At 64.6% G+C, this 15,656-nt stretch carries 12 protein-coding genes and 1 pseudogene; 10 read left to right on the top strand and 3 right to left on the bottom strand.

Annotated features, from left to right (window positions below):
- Nucleotides 1-6: 6 nt before the first annotated feature.
- The 4 genes and pseudogenes from DJ563_RS08890 to DJ563_RS08875 form a co-directional block, all read left to right on the top strand.
- A complete protein-coding gene (locus DJ563_RS08890; RefSeq protein WP_274099774.1) occupies nt 7-1,161 on the top strand; it encodes an acyl-CoA dehydrogenase family protein in 1,155 nt (384 codons plus the stop codon).
- A 3-nt stretch (nt 1,162-1,164) separates the two neighbouring features.
- Entirely contained in the window at nt 1,165-2,853 is a 1,689-nt protein-coding gene (locus tag DJ563_RS08885) for a class I adenylate-forming enzyme family protein (protein ID WP_434519311.1), read from the top strand.
- An 88-nt stretch (nt 2,854-2,941) separates the two neighbouring features.
- Nucleotides 2,942-4,321, top strand: a complete 1,380-nt coding sequence (locus DJ563_RS08880) for a DUF1329 domain-containing protein (RefSeq protein ID WP_434519310.1) — start codon at nt 2,942-2,944, stop codon at nt 4,319-4,321.
- Nucleotides 4,322-4,370: 49 nt separating this feature from the next.
- Nucleotides 4,371-4,611 (top strand): annotated as a pseudogene (locus tag DJ563_RS08875) (IS5/IS1182 family transposase); the annotation flags it as partial.
- A 225-nt stretch (nt 4,612-4,836) separates the two neighbouring features.
- Here the strand turns inward: DJ563_RS08875 and DJ563_RS08870 are convergent.
- The 3 genes from DJ563_RS08870 to DJ563_RS08860 all read right to left on the bottom strand — a co-directional run bounded on the left by DJ563_RS08870 (nt 4,837) and on the right by DJ563_RS08860 (nt 9,216).
- Complete coding sequence (locus DJ563_RS08870; RefSeq protein WP_274098277.1) at nt 4,837-6,966, bottom strand: FAD-dependent oxidoreductase; 2,130 nt, start codon at nt 6,964-6,966, stop codon at nt 4,837-4,839.
- A 67-nt stretch (nt 6,967-7,033) separates the two neighbouring features.
- Nucleotides 7,034-7,864: an alpha/beta fold hydrolase gene (locus DJ563_RS08865; RefSeq protein WP_274098276.1), complete on the bottom strand. Its 831-nt coding sequence runs from the start codon at nt 7,862-7,864 to the stop codon at nt 7,034-7,036.
- Between the two features lie 17 nt (nt 7,865-7,881).
- Nucleotides 7,882-9,216 carry a spinster family MFS transporter gene (locus tag DJ563_RS08860; protein ID WP_186664340.1) on the bottom strand — a complete coding sequence of 445 codons (1,335 nt, stop codon included), beginning with the start codon at nt 9,214-9,216 and terminating at the stop codon, nt 7,882-7,884.
- Between the two features lie 227 nt (nt 9,217-9,443).
- Between DJ563_RS08860 and DJ563_RS08855 the strand changes: the two genes are divergently transcribed.
- Genes DJ563_RS08855 through DJ563_RS08830 form a run of 6 tightly spaced genes read left to right on the top strand, consistent with a single transcriptional unit; the run spans nt 9,444 to nt 15,652 of the window.
- Nucleotides 9,444-10,178 (top strand): SDR family NAD(P)-dependent oxidoreductase, encoded by a 735-nt coding sequence (locus DJ563_RS08855; RefSeq protein ID WP_274098275.1) that lies wholly within the window; start codon nt 9,444-9,446, stop codon nt 10,176-10,178.
- Between the two features lie 14 nt (nt 10,179-10,192).
- A complete protein-coding gene (locus DJ563_RS08850) occupies nt 10,193-10,966 on the top strand; it encodes an SDR family NAD(P)-dependent oxidoreductase (protein WP_274098274.1) in 774 nt (257 codons plus the stop codon).
- Between the two features lie 5 nt (nt 10,967-10,971).
- Nucleotides 10,972-11,601, top strand: a complete 630-nt coding sequence (locus tag DJ563_RS08845; RefSeq protein WP_274098280.1) for a nuclear transport factor 2 family protein — start codon at nt 10,972-10,974, stop codon at nt 11,599-11,601.
- A gap of 9 nt (nt 11,602-11,610) precedes the next feature.
- A complete protein-coding gene (locus tag DJ563_RS08840; protein ID WP_274098273.1) occupies nt 11,611-12,672 on the top strand; it encodes an alkene reductase in 1,062 nt (353 codons plus the stop codon).
- Nucleotides 12,673-12,708: 36 nt separating this feature from the next.
- Nucleotides 12,709-14,571, top strand: coding sequence for a long-chain-acyl-CoA synthetase (locus DJ563_RS08835; protein WP_434519309.1), 1,863 nt, complete (start codon nt 12,709-12,711; stop codon nt 14,569-14,571).
- On the top strand, nt 14,564-15,652 hold the full coding sequence (locus tag DJ563_RS08830; RefSeq protein ID WP_274098271.1) for an MBL fold metallo-hydrolase: 1,089 nt from the start codon (nt 14,564-14,566) through the stop codon (nt 15,650-15,652). Before DJ563_RS08835 ends, DJ563_RS08830 begins: the two co-directional genes overlap by 8 nt.
- Nucleotides 15,653-15,656: the final 4 nt, after the last annotated feature.

Here is a 15,656-nt window from a genome sequence, read left to right as displayed (position 1 = left end):
TTGACCATGAGTCTGGTGTATAGCGATGAGCAACGCCTGTTGGCCGACAGTGCCCATGAGTTTCTGGCGGCGCGCAGCCCGGTAGCGGCGCAGCGCCAGCTGCGAGACCTGGCACAGCCGTCGGGGTATGACCGGCAGGTGTGGCAAGAGGCTGTTGGCCTGGGTTGGACTGCCATACCGTTTCCCGAGGCCCTGGGTGGGCTGGATTTTGGTTGCATGGGCCTGGGGCCGATTTTCGAAGCCATTGGCAAGAACCTCTCGGCGTCGCCATTGTTGTCCAGCGTGGTGCTGGGGGGCTCGCTGCTGCACTTGGCGGGCTCACCTGCGCAGCAGGACCCGTGGCTGACGGCGCTGATCAGCGGTGAGCGGCGCCTGGCCCTGGCGCTGGATGAAAAGCCGCGGCACGACCCGGCCCACACCGCACTGGCGGCGACGGCCGTGCCGGGCGGTTACCGCCTGGATGGCGAGAAGTATTTCGTGATTGACGGCCTTGGTGCGGATGCCTACCTGGTGGCGGCCCGTACGGCCGGGCAGGCCGGGGAAGAGCAGGGGGTCAGTCTGTTCCTGGTGCCGGCCGACACGCCGGGGCTGCAGGCCAATGCGCTGTCGTTGATCGATTCACGCAACTGCGCGTGGCTGCGCCTGAATGCCGTGCAGCTTTGCGAGGATGCCTTGCTCGGCAGCGCAGGCGCGGCCTGGGCAGCGCTGGACGAAGCCCTCGACCGCGGCCGGGTGTGCCTGGCGGCAGAAATGCTTGGCGCTGCCGAGCAGCTGTTTGCCATGACCCTGGAATACCTCAAGACCCGCGTGCAGTTCGATGTGCCGATCGGTTCGTTCCAGGCCCTGCAGCACCGGGCGGCACGCTTGTACGTGGAGTTGCAGCTGGCCCGCAGCGCGGTGATGGCCGGGTTGTCGGCACTGGATGACGGCACGCTGAGCGCCAGCGAACGTGGCCGCCTGGTCAGCCTGGCCAAATGGAAGGCCGGTGAAACCGCGGCGCAGGTCAGCAATGAAGCGGTGCAGATGCATGGCGGCATCGGCGTCACCGACGAGCTGGACGTCGGCCTGTACCTCAAGCGCATTCGGGTGGCTCAGGCCTGCCTGGGTGACAGTGACTTTCAGTGCGCGCGCTATGGCGCCCTCAAGTCTTTGGAGAAGTGAACAATGAACCTGCAACAGTGGCGTACCACCTGGCAGCAGTTGATTGGCCCAGGCTCGCCGTACGAGGTGGTGTCTGCGGCCGAGGGTGGGGTACGGTATTTTCGCTATGCGGCTGCGAACCTGCTTGAGGCCATCGATATCGGCCGTGCGCACGGCGAGCGTGAGTTTCTGGTATGGGAGCAGCAGCGCCTGACCTTCACCGCGTTCTTTGACCAGGCCGACCGGCTGGCCGCGCAACTGGTGCAGCGCTTTGCGGTGCGCCCAGGTGATCGGGTAGCCATCGCCATGCGCAACCAGCCGGCGTGGCTGGTGGCGTTCGTCGCCATCCAGCGCTGTGGGGCGGTGTGTGTACCGCTCAACAGCTGGGGGCTGCGTGACGAGTTGTTCCATGGCCTGCAGGACAGCGGCGCCCAGGTGCTGGTGTGCGACGAACAGCGCCAGCAGCTGTTGGCAGGCGACCTGCTCGAAGAGCGGCTACTCAGTATTGTGGTCGGCATGCCGCCGGGGCAACCGTTGCCAGCCAACTGCCAGCGTTTCGAGGCGCTGATCGAGGCCCCCGCGCTGAGCTTGCCAGCGATCACCATCGCCCTGGATGACCCTGCGCTGATCCTCTACACCTCTGGTACCACCAGCCGCGCCAAAGGTGTGCTTTCCAGTCACCGGGCCATTTGTCAGGCATTGGCAGCGCTGGAGTTTCAGGCCGCGTTCTGCGCCATGAGCTCGCCCGAGCGGATCAAGGCGGTAATCGCCAGCGGCCTGGCGCCGACCAACCTGATGGCGGTGCCGTTGTTTCATGTCAGTGGGTTGCATGCGCAGTTCTTGTTGGCGCTGCGCAGTGGCCGGCGCTTGTTGCTGATGTACAAGTGGGACGTGGACAAAGCCTTCGATCTGATCCGCGACGAGCGTTGCACCCAGTTCAATGGCGCGCCGGTGATGATGCAGCAGTTGCTCGGCTCGCCGCGCTTTGACAGCCGTGACAGCGACAGCTTGTACGGCCTTGGCCTGGGCGGTGCGGCGGCGTCCGGCCGGCTGCTGTCGCACATCACCAAGCGCAAGCCCCTGGCCATCAGCGGCAGTGGCTACGGCCTGACCGAAAGCAATGGCATCTGCGCGGCGGTGGGCGGCGATCAGTTCGTCTACAAACCTGACTCGGTCGGCTGGCCGCTGCCGATCGTCGATGTGTGCATCGGCCCCCACCCGACGTCGCCGCTGCCGCCGGGCCAGACGGGGCTGATCTGGTTGCGCTCGCCGACCTTGATGACGGCCTACTGGCAGTTGCCGCAGACCAGCGCCGAGACGCTGCAGGACGGCTGGCTGGACACCGGCGATATTGGCCATCTGGACGAGGAGGGCTTCCTGTTCATCACCGACCGGGCCAAGGACATGATCAACCGCGCCGGCGAGATGATTTCTGCCAGTGAAGTGGAGTCCTGTATCTGCGAGATGCCTGGGGTGCTTGAAGCGGCCGCCTTTGCGGTAGCCGACGAGGCCTTGGGTGAGCGCCTGGCGCTGGTCGTGCGCAGCGAGCTGCAGCCACCGCCCTCCAGCGAGCAGGTGTGTGCTTTCATCGGCCAGCGCCTGGCAGCCTACAAAGTCCCGGCAGAGGTCCATACGGCATACACCCCGTTGCCGCGTAATGCGTCGGGCAAACTGGTCAAGGCGCAGGTCAGGCAATTAGTGGTCGGCGCGTGACTGTGTAGTCTTTCCGGACGATGTTCTCCCCAGCAGATCAGGAACAATGGAGTACCCCAGTAGTCCTGGTCTGCGAAGGAGCCACCCGATGAAAATAACAAAAGGCGTGATGTTCGTAGCTTCATTGGCCGTCAATGTCGGCCTGCAAGGCAACGCACTTGCGCAAGTTTCGCCCGAAGAAGCGGCGAAGCTCGGCAAGGAACTCACCTGTGTCGGTGCAGAAAAAGCCGGCAACGCCGAAGGTACCATCCCGCCCTACACCGGTAAGTTCCTGGGAGAAGTGCCGGGCTGGAACCATGTGAAATTCTCCGGTGATCAACCGGTGGACCCCTACGCGAACGAGCAGCCGATCCTGGTGATCACGGCGCAGAACATGAGCCAGTACGAAAGCCACCTGACCGAAGGGCAGAAGGCATTGCTCAAGCGTTACCCGACCACCTACAAGATGAACATCTACCCAGGCCATCGCGACTTCCGCTACCCGGACTACGTCTGCGAGCGGGTCAAGTACAACGCCTTGAATGCCAAGCTGGTCGACGACGGCATGGGCATCGAAGGCCTCGGCCAGGTGCCGTTCCCGATCCCCAGGAACGGTCTGGAGCTGCTGTGGAATCACCAACTTCCGGCGCGTGCCTATACCGAAGAAAAGATCAGCGACCTGGCGTCGGTACTGCCCAACGGCAGCATCGGCTGGGGGCGTGCCCATGCGCGAAACATGTCGCAGGCCAACTCACCGACGGTCGAGCCCAAGACCGAGGACTCGGTCCAGGCGATGAGCTGGAACACCACCTTGAAGCCTGCCCGGGACAATGGTGTGGTAAGCATCTCGCATGAGCCCTACAACTTCCTCGCCAACCCGCGCCAGGCCTGGAGCTACAGCCCTTCGACGCGGCGCGTGCGGCAGTTGCCCGGGTACGGTTACGACCAACCGATGATCGGTACCAACGGCACCATGACCGTGGATGAAGACCGCCTGTACAACGGCTCGCCCGAACGCTACAACTGGAAGCTGATCGGCAAGCGCGAGATCTACGTACCCGCCAACGCGTACAAGCCCAACGCCGGCGATGTGAAATACGCAAGCTTGCTGACCCCTAACCACCCCAACCCGGACTACATGCGCTATGAGTTGCGTCGGGTGTGGGTGCTGGAGGCAACCTTGAAGGAAGGCTATCGCCATGTGTATGGCAAGCGCGTGCTGTTCATCGACGAGGACACCTGGAACTCGGTGCTTTCGGACAACTACGACAGCCGTGGCGCATTGTGGAAGCATGCGATGGTCAACTACTACTACCACCCGGACATGAGCGCCTGGCAAGCGGGTTCGCAGTTCTTCATGGACCTGAACTCGGGCCAGTACACCGGCTACGGCATGACCAACGAAGCGAAGAAGGGACCGGTCCTCAACGAAGCCAAGTTCACCCCCGACATGTACACCGCTGATGCGGCGCGGGCGATGGGGCGTTAACGAGGCCTGTATTGGTTACATCGGGGCCGCTTTGCGGCCCTTTCGCGTCCTGCACCTCAAGCTCAATCATCAAGGTTTGATCGACATGCAAAAACGTGATGATGGCTCAACCGCAGTACGTGTAACCCGAGCCTCCAAATTCCACATGCTCTGCGACGCCAACGGGACACCGTTGCGCTTCCTACTCTCTGGCGGTCAAGCCAGACATCAATTACGCCCAGCCGCTGCTGGACGAAGTCAGCATCCCGTCAACCCAACGTGGCCGCCCGCGCAAACGCTGTAAATGGCTGTCTTGGGTTTGGAGGTGGGGCGGAAACCGAGCGCCGCCCGCGCGGCGCTCGATCTGATAGGCGACGAAAATGCCAAGCCAGGCACCTGGTGGCCCCGAATACAAGCTCCAGGCATTCACAACCCCCCTGAAAAAGCCGAGGACACCCTGGCCTCCATCGCCCGTGCGGCACGGGCCTCGGGCATGTAATTTTCATTGGCACTTCTGAAACACCACACTAACGAGATCAAGCTTCGCGCCCCGCCCGGTGACCCGCCGCAATCGCCCCTTCGATATAACCCAAGTTCTGACAGTCACCAATACTGACGACCTTGAAACCGGCACGGCCCAGGGCATCGCTCAAGGTGGTATCCGGCATTGCACCGCTCGCCAGTACCACTGAATCGCCGCGCACCTCGCCCGCTTCACCCTCGGCCGTTTGATAGCGCACGCGGTTGCCTTCAATCGCCGTGACGGTAATCCCCGCCAACAGTTGCCCGCCATGTTCACGAATGCCATGCAGTACCCGCCAACGGCGCACGATGGCCAGTTCCCGGCCGAGGTGGCTCGAACTTTCCAGCACGCACACCTGGCGCCCACGCTCGATGAGGAACTCCGCCAGCTCCAGCCCCACCAGCCCACCGCCGATGATAGTCACGCGCTTGCCCAGGGGCATCCAGACATGCGAAAGCTTTTGCATGGCTTCGGTGCTGTCGGTAACGCCGATCAGGCTGCCGGCCTTCATCATGGCGCGCTGGGCCAGCGACAGTTTGCGTTTGGCGATGGCCTCGGCGCGATCTCCGGTCATCAAGCGGCGCAGCTCATCGCCACTCCACACATGGTCCTGGTCGGCGCCGGGTATGTCAGGGGCTGCGCGCTGGGCGCCGGTGGCGACGATCACCTGGTCGACCGCAAGTTCACGCAGCAGCGCTGCATCCACCGCGGTGCCAAGGCGCACCTCGATGGGCAGTTGGCGGACCTGGTGCTGCAGGTTGTCGAGCAGGCGGCCGTTTTCCGGGTAGGCGAGGGCGGCAAAGAACAAGGTACCGCCGAGGCGCTCGCCACGTTCCAGCAAGGTCACTCGGTGCCCGCGCAAGGCGGCGACACGTGCGGCTTCCAGTCCGGCCGGGCCGGCGCCGACCACCGCCACGTGCTGCGCCGTGGTGGCTGGGCTGATCACCCGCTCGGCCTCGTGACCGGTTTGCGGGTTGACCGCGCACTTCACACGTTCATTGATGAAGATCTGGCTGACACACACATAGCAATAGATGCACGGGCGGACAGCCTGCAGCTGGCCAGCGGCGAGCTTGTTGGGCAACTCGGGGTCGGCCAGCAGCTTGCGGCCCATGGCGATGTAGTCGCATTGGCCGGTGGCAATGGCCTGTTCGCCGACCTCCGGCTCGATGCGCCCCACCGCGATCACCGGCACATTCACACACTGCTTGATGGCTGCTGTCCACTCCAGAAACCCCGCGGGTTTCTGCACCAGCGGCGCTTGCGTGAAGGCGACGCCACTGGTGGTGGCGGCATACGCCGACACGCTGATGGCGTCCGCCCCCGCGGCCTCGGCCAGCTTCGCCACCGCCTGCGCGTCAGCCAAGGTGATACCGCCAGGGGTGTGCATTTCTTCGGCATCCAGGCGCAGCCACACACCAAAGCCGGGCCCGACCCGGGCGCGCACGGCGGCCAGCACTTGCAGCAGCAAGCGTGCGCGGTTTTCCAACACACCGCCGTACTGGTCTTCGCGGCGGTTGTAATACGGCGACAGGAACCCGGCGAGGATGTAGTTGTGCGCGGCATGCAGCTCGACGCCATCGAAACCCGCCCGCTGTGCCCGCTCGGCTGCGGCGGCGAACCATTCGACCATCTGCGCGATGTCGTCCTGGTCCATCACGCGCATTTCGATACCGCCCTTGCGCCCGCGCACGGCGCTGACAAACGAGGCCAGCTCTTCCGGGGTCAGGGCCTGCATCATGTCGGAGCTGCTGGCAGGGGGCAGCGAAGGCACCCACAACGGCCGGCCTGCAGCCATGTCGCGTATGGCGTTCTTGCCCGCGTGCTGCAGTTGCATGGCAATTTTTGCGCCGTGCTTGTGCACGCGTTCGGCCAGGCGCTCAAGGCCTGGGATGAACGCATCGGAAGAGACGCCGACCTGGTACGGTTCGGCAGTGCCGGCCGGAAACGCGATGGCACACACGCCCATGATGAGCAAGCCCGCGCCACCGGCGGCGCGGGCTTCATAGTAGGCCTGGATGCGTTCGCCGCAGTGGCCGTCGGCCTCGGCATAGTTGGAGCCCATGGGCGCCATGATCAGGCGGTTACGCAACTGCAACGGGCCTATGCGCCCAGGTGCAAGCAAGTGGGACAAGTTTGTCATTGTTATTCAGCCCTTGGAGGTAACGAGCGTGTGCGGCAGCGACCAGGCTGTCGCTGCCGCACAGGGCTCATGCGTGGCGAAGGAAGTCCAGGCACTCGCGGTTGAACAACTCACGGTGTTCGACCTGAACCCAGTGGCCGCATCGGTTGAGCACAATAAAGCGGGCGTTGGGGGCGTTGTCGAGCACTTTCATGGCACCGCCCACCGGGTTGAAGTTGTCGTTGGTGCCCCAGAAACCGAGGATCGGCACCTGCAACTCTTCAAGGCGCTCGGTCATGTTCGGCACCATCATGGTCGAGAACAGGCAGCGCGGCTGATGCGCCGCTACCGCCACACGCTCGGCTAGCAGGCTGTCGGGCAGCTGTGAGGCATCGAACAGTTGCAGGCTCATGATCTGGCGCATTTTGTCGATGTCCAGCGGGCCTGCATTGAACAGCTCGACCATGCGCTGGATGCCGATCTTCTTGAAGTAGGTTTCACGCTCTTCGACACCGCCCGGTGCCATCAGGATCAGCTTGTCGAGCAGCGCGGGCTCGGCCAGGCCCAGGCCGATGGCAATGGCGCCGCCCAGGGAATTGCCGAGCAGGGTGCAGCGCTGGATGTCGAGGGCCTTGAGCAGGCCGGACACCGCACTGACAAAGAAGTCCAGGTCGTACTGGATGTTATCGGGTTTGTCCGAGCGCCCGAAGCCTGGCAGGTCGATGACCAGGTTGCGAAAGCCGGCGGCCACGAAGTCGGGGTAGTTGCCTTTGAAGTTGCTGTAGCCACTGGCGCCTGGCCCACTGCCGTGCAACCACAGCACCACGGGGCCACTGCCTTCGTCGAGGTAGTGCAGGCGCAGGCCGTTGTCCAGGGTGACGAAGTGGCCTACGGGCAGCGGTAGGTCTTGTTCTGACATCTTCTGTTCTCCATTCATCAGGCGGTTACTGCGGTTTCAGGGGCGGCGGGCTGGGCTGCCGATTGCACCATGCGAGCGCGGTAGCGCGGCAGGGCCATGCCCAGGAATACGGTGGAAAGCATCAGCATCGATATCGACGTCGCCAGCGCATAGCGCAAGGCTTCAGTGCCCAGGGCCGGGGCGAACCAGTCGCTGAGCACGCCGATCAGCAGCGGGCCGACGCCAACCCCGAGCAAGGTCATGGCCATGACGAATATCGACGTGGCCTGGGCCAGGCGCGCTGCCGGGAACAGGTGGGTGACCGCGCCCAGGCACGGGGTTGCCCACCAGGTGCCGAAGAAGGCGAAGCCTGCATAGAACAGGAACGCAGTAGGGACCGGCGTGTTGCCCAGGTGAAACAGAATGCCGGTAGGCCAAAGGAAATACGCCAGGCCGAACGGGATGCTGACCAGGGTGGCCAGCAACGGCACACCGATTTGCCAGCCCGCGTCGCGGCGGGCCATGCGGTCAGAGATGATGCCGCAGGCCAAGGTGCCGAAGGTGGCACCTGTGCCGCCCACCACGCCGACCAGGAACCCGGCATCCTGCAAGTTCAAACCGTGGGAGCGGATCAGAAAGCTGGGGCTCCAGGTACCGATCGCGTAACCGGCAATCGCGCTGGAAGCACCGGTCAGCAGCAGCCAGACAAACGAGGGGGTTTCCATCAGTTTGGCCACGGTGGTGGCCCAGCCTTCCTGAATCACTTCGACCTTCAGTTGCGCCTGGCTCGCGATTTTTGGCGCGCGCACCGTCAGCCACAGTAGCAGCCCGAGCAGAATGCCCGGTACGCCGATGATCAGAAACGCCGAACGCCAGCCGTAGTGCTGGGCGATCCAGCCGCCGAAACCCAGGCCGAAGATTGCCCCGAAACTGGAGCCGAGCATCAGGATGGACAGCGCGGTAGAGCGGTTTTTCGCCGGGTACAACTGCGAGATCATCGCCACCGAAGGTGCAGTGCCCCCCGCTTCGCCCACCGCTACGCCGATGCGCGCCAGTACCAGCAGCCAGAAGCTGGTGGCCAGGCCGCAGGCCATGGTCATCACGCTCCAGGCGATGCAACAGGCGGCAATCACCGGTTTTGGCCCGATGCGGTCGGACAGCCGCCCCAGCGGGAACCCGAACAGGGTGTAGAACACCGCGAAGGTCACGCCCGAGAGCAGGCCGATGCCGGTATCGGAGATGCCGAATTCGGCCTTGACCGGTTCGATCAGGATCGCCATCAGCTGCCGGTCGATGTAGTTGAAGATGTAAATCACGGCCAGCACGAACAGTGCGTAGTGGCTGCGCCAGGTGACGCGGATCGATGAGTTCACAACGGATGCTCCCGGTCTTGTTCTAGTGAGCAGGAGCCTCGCACTTATTGCAGCCGCCTGCATCGTCCGTTCAGACCAGCCGCGTGCCCTGCGCTGGGCAAACGACGCTGCGTAGTCTTATCGGACGATGTTGGGGTGTTGGCCAGCGTTGATGATTTGTCCCGTGCTCGACCGCCCGGCCTACCGTGCCGGCGATCGAGGTAGCCAAGGCATGCGGGAGATCAACGATGAAGTTAGCGAACAAAGTGGCCCTGATCACCGGTGCCGGGCAAGGCATGGGCCGGGCGATCGCCCAGCGCTTTGCCCAGGCCGGCGCTTGGGTGGTGGCGGCCGACATCAACCTGCAGGCTGTCCGGCAAACGGTCGAAGGCCTGGGCGAGAACGCCCTGGCATTGGCCTGCAATGTCGCCGACAGCGCCTCGGTGGTGGCTGCCATGGCGGCAATCGAAGCGCGCTTCGGGCGGCTGGACATTCTGGTCAACAACGCCGGTGTGGGCTCGGTCGACACCCTGGTCGACACCCCGGATGAGCATTGGCAGCGGGTCATCGGCGTCAATCTCACGGGCACCTTCTTGTGCAGCCGCGAAGGCGTGCGCCTGATGCACAAGCACGCCACCCAGGGCGCGCTGATCAATATTTCCAGTACGGCGGCCATGACCGGTGAAGGCCCGGGCCATTACTGCGCGGCCAAAGCCGGTGTGATGGGGCTGACCCGCAGCATGGCGCGGGAGCTGGCGGCCAGTGGCATTCGCGTCAACACCTTGGTCCCTGGGCCTACCAACACGCCAATGATGGCCGACATCCCCGAGCAGTGGCTGCAGGACATGCTCAAGGCCATCCCCCTCGGACGCATGGGCGAGACCGATGAAATTGCCCGGGCGGCGGTGTTTCTGGCCAGCGCGGACGCCAGCTTCATTACCGGTCAGAACCTCGCCGTCAACGGCGGCATGGCCTTCATTTGAACCGGGAGCAGAGCATGAGCAGACGACTGCAAGGCAAGGTGGCATTCATTACCGGCGCGGGTTCAGGGATCGGTGCTGCCACCGCCACGCGCATGGCTGAGGAAGGCGCCAAGGTAGTGCTGTGCGGGCGCACCCTGGCGCCCCTGGAAGCGGTGGCCAGTGCCATTCGCGAGGCCGGCGGCCAGGCCGAATCGGCTGTGGCCGACGTCAGCGATGAACAGGCCTTTGTCGGCGCCATCGAGGCCGCTGCCAAGCGCCATGGGCGCCTGGACATTCTGGTCAACAATGCCATGGCCTACACCTGGGGCCCGATCGAGGCCACCACCCGCGCTGACTGGCACGCCAACTTCAGCACCACGGTCGACGGCACGTTCTGGGGCACGCGCACGGCAATGGCGCTGATGAAGGCTCACAGCGGCGGGGCGATCGTCAATATCGCGTCGATCTGTGGCCTGTTCGGCACCCCCGGCATGGCCGGTTACTCTGCCGCCAAGGCCGCCGTGATCAACTTCAGCCGCGCGGCCGCCAGTGAGGGCGCTAGCCACGGTGTGCGGTGCAACGTGGTGGTGCCAGGGGTGATCGACACCCCGGCGACGGCGGGCATGCTGGCGGATGCACGCGCACGCGCCAACACCGAGAAGCTGATCCCCCTGCGTCGGGTGGGCCTGCCCCTCGAAGTGGCCAACGCGATCGTCTTTCTGGTCAGTGACGAAGCCTCCTACATCACCGGCGCCTGCCTGCCGGTGGATGGCGGACGCAGCTCGGAACTCTACACGGTGCTGGAGTGATGAGTATGGAGCCGAACCTGTTGTTGGCGCGCATCGAGCGCCTCGAGTCGATCGAAGAGATCCGCCAGCTGGCCGCCAAGTACTCGCTGTCGCTGGACATGCGCGACCTCGACGCACACGTCAACCTGTTTGCCGAAGACATCCGCGTGGGCCGCGAAAAGGTCGGGCGTGCGCACCTCAAGGCCTGGGTCGACGCCACCCTGCGTGACCAGTTCAGCGGCACCTCGCACCACCTGGGCCAGCACCTGATCGAGCTGCTCGACGCCGACCACGCGGTGGGCGTGGTGTATTCCAAGAACGAGCACGAGACCGGCCCGGAGTGGGTCACCATGCAGATGCTCTATTGGGATGACTACGAGCGCATCGAGGGCCGCTGGTACTTCCGCCGCCGCCTGCCGTGCTACTGGTACGCCAGCGACCTGAACAAACCGCCGATCGGCGAGCGCAAGATGCGCTGGCCAGGGCGTGAGCCCTATGCCGGCACCTTCCATGACCTGTTCCCGTCCTGGGCCGAGTTCTGGGCGCATCGCCCCGACAAGGTACAGCTGCCGGACGTGGCCGCTGCGGCCCCGCTGGAACACTTTCTGGCCACCCTGCGACGCGGCGCCTCGGCGCCGAAAATTCGCGTGCGCTGAGGACCTCCGATGAGTCTTTTATTCGAACCGGTGCGCCTCGGTGAGCTGGCGCTGGCCAACCGTATCGTCATGGCCCCGATGACCCGCAGCCGTGCCACCGACCAGGCGGTACCCACGGCCGAAATGGTCGACTACTACCGCCAGCGTGCCAGTGCCGGGTTGATCATTGCCGAAGGCACCGCGCCGTCTGCCGATGGCCTGGGTTATTGCCGCACACCGGCGATCTACAACAGCGCGCAGATTGCCGGCTGGCGCAAGGTGACCAGCGCCGTGCGCGAGGCGGGCGGGCAGATGGTGTTGCAGTTGATGCATGTAGGCCGCGCGGCCAGCTGGCTGAACAAACCGGACGGGGCGCGCACCCTGGCGCCATCGGCGATACGCGCACGGACCCAGCTGTTCAGCGACAGTGCCGGCCTGGTTGACACCGATGAGCCGCAGGCCATGACCCTGGAAGACATCGCCCAGGTGATCGAGCACTACCGCCGTGCGGCGCTGGATGCCCGTGAAGCGGGGTTCGAAGGGGTCGAACTGCATTGTACCAGCGGCTACCTGCCCATGCAGTTCATGGCCTCGGGCAGCAATCAACGCACCGACGGCTATGGCGGCTCGGTCGAAAACCGCATGCGCTTCCCGGTCGAGCTGCTCAAGGCCATGAGCGCGGCCATCGGTGCCGGGCGTGTGGGTGTGCGCCTGTGCCCGGGCAACCCCTACAACGACATCAGCGATGCCGACCCGGCCGCTACCGCTGCCGCCTTGTGCCGGGCCGTCGACCCTTTGCGGCTGGCCTACCTGCACATCATGCGCTCGCCCCTGGCCGAGCTGGACGCCTTCGCCCTGGCGCGGCGCCACAGCCGCAGCGGGCTGATTCTCAATGATGGTTTCGACGGCCCCTCGGCGGCGGCTGCCTTGGAGGCAGGGCAGGGCGTGGCGGTGTCGTTTGCCCGGCACTTCATCGGCAACCCAGACCTGGTGGCACGCCTGCGCGCAGGCCTGCCGCTGGCGGGCTTCGACCGCAAGACACTTTATACGAAAGGCGCGCGAGGCTATTCGGACTATCCGAATCACGCCTGAGCACCTGCATGAACAGCCGGTATTTCGGAGGTAGGGATGAACAATTTCAATAACGCCAGCCTACGGTCCAGTGTCGAGTTCGGCCCCGTGCCGCGCGAGCAGACGCAGGCCATCCTTGATCGCCGGGCCGAGGCCAGCGCACGGATCAAACCGGCCGACCGCTACACCTTGGCCGACCGGGTGGAGGAGCAGGCGCTGCGTCATGCGGACCGGCCCTTCATTATCTATGGCGAACAGCGCCTGAGTTACGCCCAGGTCAACGCCGAGGCCGACCGTATGGCTCATGTGTTCCACGCCCGCGGCCTGCGCCCTGGTGATGTGTGTGCGTTGGCCATGGAGAACCGCCCGGCGTTTTTCTGCTGCTGGTTCGCCCTGGCCAAGCTGGGGGTGGTGGTGGGGTTCGTCAATACCCAGGTCAGCGGCCCGCCGCTGGTGCACGCGCTGCAAGCCATTGCGGCCAAGGCGGCGATCGTCGGCGAGGAGGTGCTCGGCAACTTTGTCGCCACCGAAGGCTTGCCGACGCTTCCCCTGTGGTTGGCAGCAGACAGCGAACGGCCCTGGGCCGGGGCATTGCCGGGCAACCTCGATACGGGCTTGGGCCAGGCCTTGGCCAACGCTCCGGCCACGCCGTTCCCGCGTGACCTGCGCGCCAACCTGCCGGCAGAAACGCCCAGCTTGCTGATCTTCACCTCGGGCACTACCGGCTTGCCGAAGGCGGCGCGTTACAGCCACATGCGCTGGATGTCGACGGGCGACATCATGGAAGTCACCCTGCAAACCACGGCGCACGACGTGTTCTATTGCTGCCTGCCGCTGTACCACGGTGCGGCGGCCACCTCGGTGACCTCCACGGCGCTGAAGACGGGCGCGGCAATCGTTGTGCGGCGCAGGTTCAGCGTGCGCGAGTTCTGGAAGGACGTGCGCGAGCACCAGATCAGCGTGTTCCAGTACATCGGTGAAATCTGCCGCTACCTGCTCAACCAGCCTGAGGTGGTGGGCGACCGCGAGCATGGCCTGCGCTGCATGCTGGGGGCAGGGCTTTCACGCGACACCTGGCAACACTGGGTGCAGCGCTTTGGTGATATCCAGGTGTTCGAGGGCTGGGGCTCGACCGAGTCCAATGCCAACCTGGTCAACGTCGACAACTACCTGGGTGCCTGTGGCCGGGTACCGTTCTGGGACAAGAGCAACCTGCGCCTGGTGCGCTATGACGTGGAAACCGACAGCCACCCACGGGACGAACAGGGTTTCTACCAGCTGTGCGAGGTGGGCGAAGTCGGCGAGGCCCTGGGCTTTATCATCGACCACCCGGAAATCGGTGGCGGTCGTTTCGAGGGCTATACCTCGGCCGAGGCGACGGCCAGCAAGATCCGTCGCAACGTGTTCGCCGAGGGTGATGCCTACTGGAGCTCGGGGGACCTGCTGCGCTATGACGAAGACGGCTACTTTTATTTCGTCGACCGTGTGGGCGACACCTTCCGCTGGAAGAGCGAGAACGTCTCGACCCAGGAGGTCGCTGCCGCTCTGGGCGATTTCCCCGGCCTTGAACTGATCAATATCTATGGTGTGCGCGTGCCTGGCCAAGAGGGGCGGGCGGGCATGGCCGCCGTACTGATGCAGCCTGGGCAGAGCTTTGACCCGGCCGCGTTCTATGCCTTGACCGAACAGCGCCTGCCGCGCTATGCCGCGCCGGTGTTCGTGCGGGTGTCGGCCGCCGCCGACCTGACCAGCACCTTCAAGTTGCGCAAGGTCGACTTGCAGCGCCAGGGCTATGCGCCCTCGGCGTTCAGCGACCCGTTGTTTATCCGCGACGACAGCAGCCGCAGCTACGTGCCCTACAGCAGCGATGTACTGGCCAGCCTCGGCCTGGCTGCCTTCGCCGGTGATGCCCGTGAGTAGCCTCGACGCGCACGGCCACGAATGGCGTGCAGGGCTGCGCTTTCCGTGGCCCACGCCGCCCGCCAACGGTGAAGTGCAAGCCGTCGCGGAAGGCATGCTATGGCTGCGCATGCCACTGCCGTTCGGGCTCGACCACATCAACCTGTACCTGCTCAAGCATGCACAAGGCTGGGTCGCGGTGGATACCGGGCTGAACAACAGGCAAACCCGCGACGCCTGGGAGCGGGTGTTCGAGCAGGTGCTGGGCGGGCTGCCATTGCTGGCGGTGATCTGCACGCACTTTCACTCCGACCATGTCGGTGTGCTCGGTTGGCTGACCGAACGCTTTCGCTGCCCGGTGTTCATGAGCGCCAGTGAGTACCAGGCCATGCACCAACTCGGTGCCAACAACGACCCCAGCAGCAGTTGGGCCTTTCGTGAGCATTACCGCAGGGCGGGCTTGAGCACCGAGCAGACCGAAGCGCTGTTCCCGTTGCTGAACTCGGCGCATTTTCGCCCGCAAGTGCCCACCAGTTTTCACCGCTTGAGCGAAGGCAGCGAACTCAACATTGGCGGGCGCCGCTGGCAGGTGCGCATTGGCCGTGGCCATTCGCCAGAGCATGCCTGCCTGTACTGCGCCGAAGACCAGTTGCTGATTGCCGGGGACCAGGTGCTGCCGCGTATCACGTCGAGTGTCTGCGTGCAGGTGACCGAACCGGACGCCAACCCGCTGCGCGAATGGCTCGACTCCATCGAAGGGTTGCGCGGCGTACCGGATGACGTGCTGGTACTGCCGGCGCACGAGCGGCCCTTCTTCAACCTGCACCTGCGCCTTGACCAATTGCGTGACCACCACCTGGTGCATCTGCAGCAACTGCTGGACGCCTGCACGGCGCCGCGCAGCGCAGCGCAGCTGATGGCGGTGCTGTTCCCCAAGGTGAACGGGCAATTCGATGAACTGATGGCCCTGGGCGAGACCCTGGCGCACCTCAATTACCTGATTGCCCAGGGGCAATTGGGGCGTGAAGAAATCGACGGGGTGTTCCGTTACGGGCGCACACCGGTGGGTGCCGTTGCTCGGCCTGTGCTGGGGCAGCTCTGAGCAG

The sequence above is a fragment of the Pseudomonas sp. NFX1 genome (assembly GCF_051123555.1).
Classification (GTDB): Bacteria; Pseudomonadota; Gammaproteobacteria; order Pseudomonadales; family Pseudomonadaceae; genus Aquipseudomonas; species Aquipseudomonas capeferrum.
The sequence above is the reverse complement of the archived record's forward strand: the minus strand, read 5'-3'. Positions and strand labels throughout refer to the sequence as shown.

Coding starts and splice junctions, on each gene's coding strand:
- DJ563_RS08865 (WP_274098276.1), bottom strand. CDS start 7,864: ATGTCAGAACAAGACCTACCGCTGCCCGTAGGCCACTTCGTCACCCTG.
- DJ563_RS08890 (WP_274099774.1), top strand. CDS start 7: ATGAGTCTGGTGTATAGCGATGAGCAACGCCTGTTGGCCGACAGTGCC.
- DJ563_RS08880 (WP_434519310.1), top strand. CDS start 2,942: ATGAAAATAACAAAAGGCGTGATGTTCGTAGCTTCATTGGCCGTCAAT.
- DJ563_RS08855 (WP_274098275.1), top strand. CDS start 9,444: ATGAAGTTAGCGAACAAAGTGGCCCTGATCACCGGTGCCGGGCAAGGC.
- DJ563_RS08870 (WP_274098277.1), bottom strand. CDS start 6,966: ATGACAAACTTGTCCCACTTGCTTGCACCTGGGCGCATAGGCCCGTTG.
- DJ563_RS08835 (WP_434519309.1), top strand. CDS start 12,709: ATGAACAATTTCAATAACGCCAGCCTACGGTCCAGTGTCGAGTTCGGC.
- DJ563_RS08840 (WP_274098273.1), top strand. CDS start 11,611: ATGAGTCTTTTATTCGAACCGGTGCGCCTCGGTGAGCTGGCGCTGGCC.
- DJ563_RS08845 (WP_274098280.1), top strand. CDS start 10,972: ATGGAGCCGAACCTGTTGTTGGCGCGCATCGAGCGCCTCGAGTCGATC.
- DJ563_RS08885 (WP_434519311.1), top strand. CDS start 1,165: ATGAACCTGCAACAGTGGCGTACCACCTGGCAGCAGTTGATTGGCCCA.
- DJ563_RS08850 (WP_274098274.1), top strand. CDS start 10,193: ATGAGCAGACGACTGCAAGGCAAGGTGGCATTCATTACCGGCGCGGGT.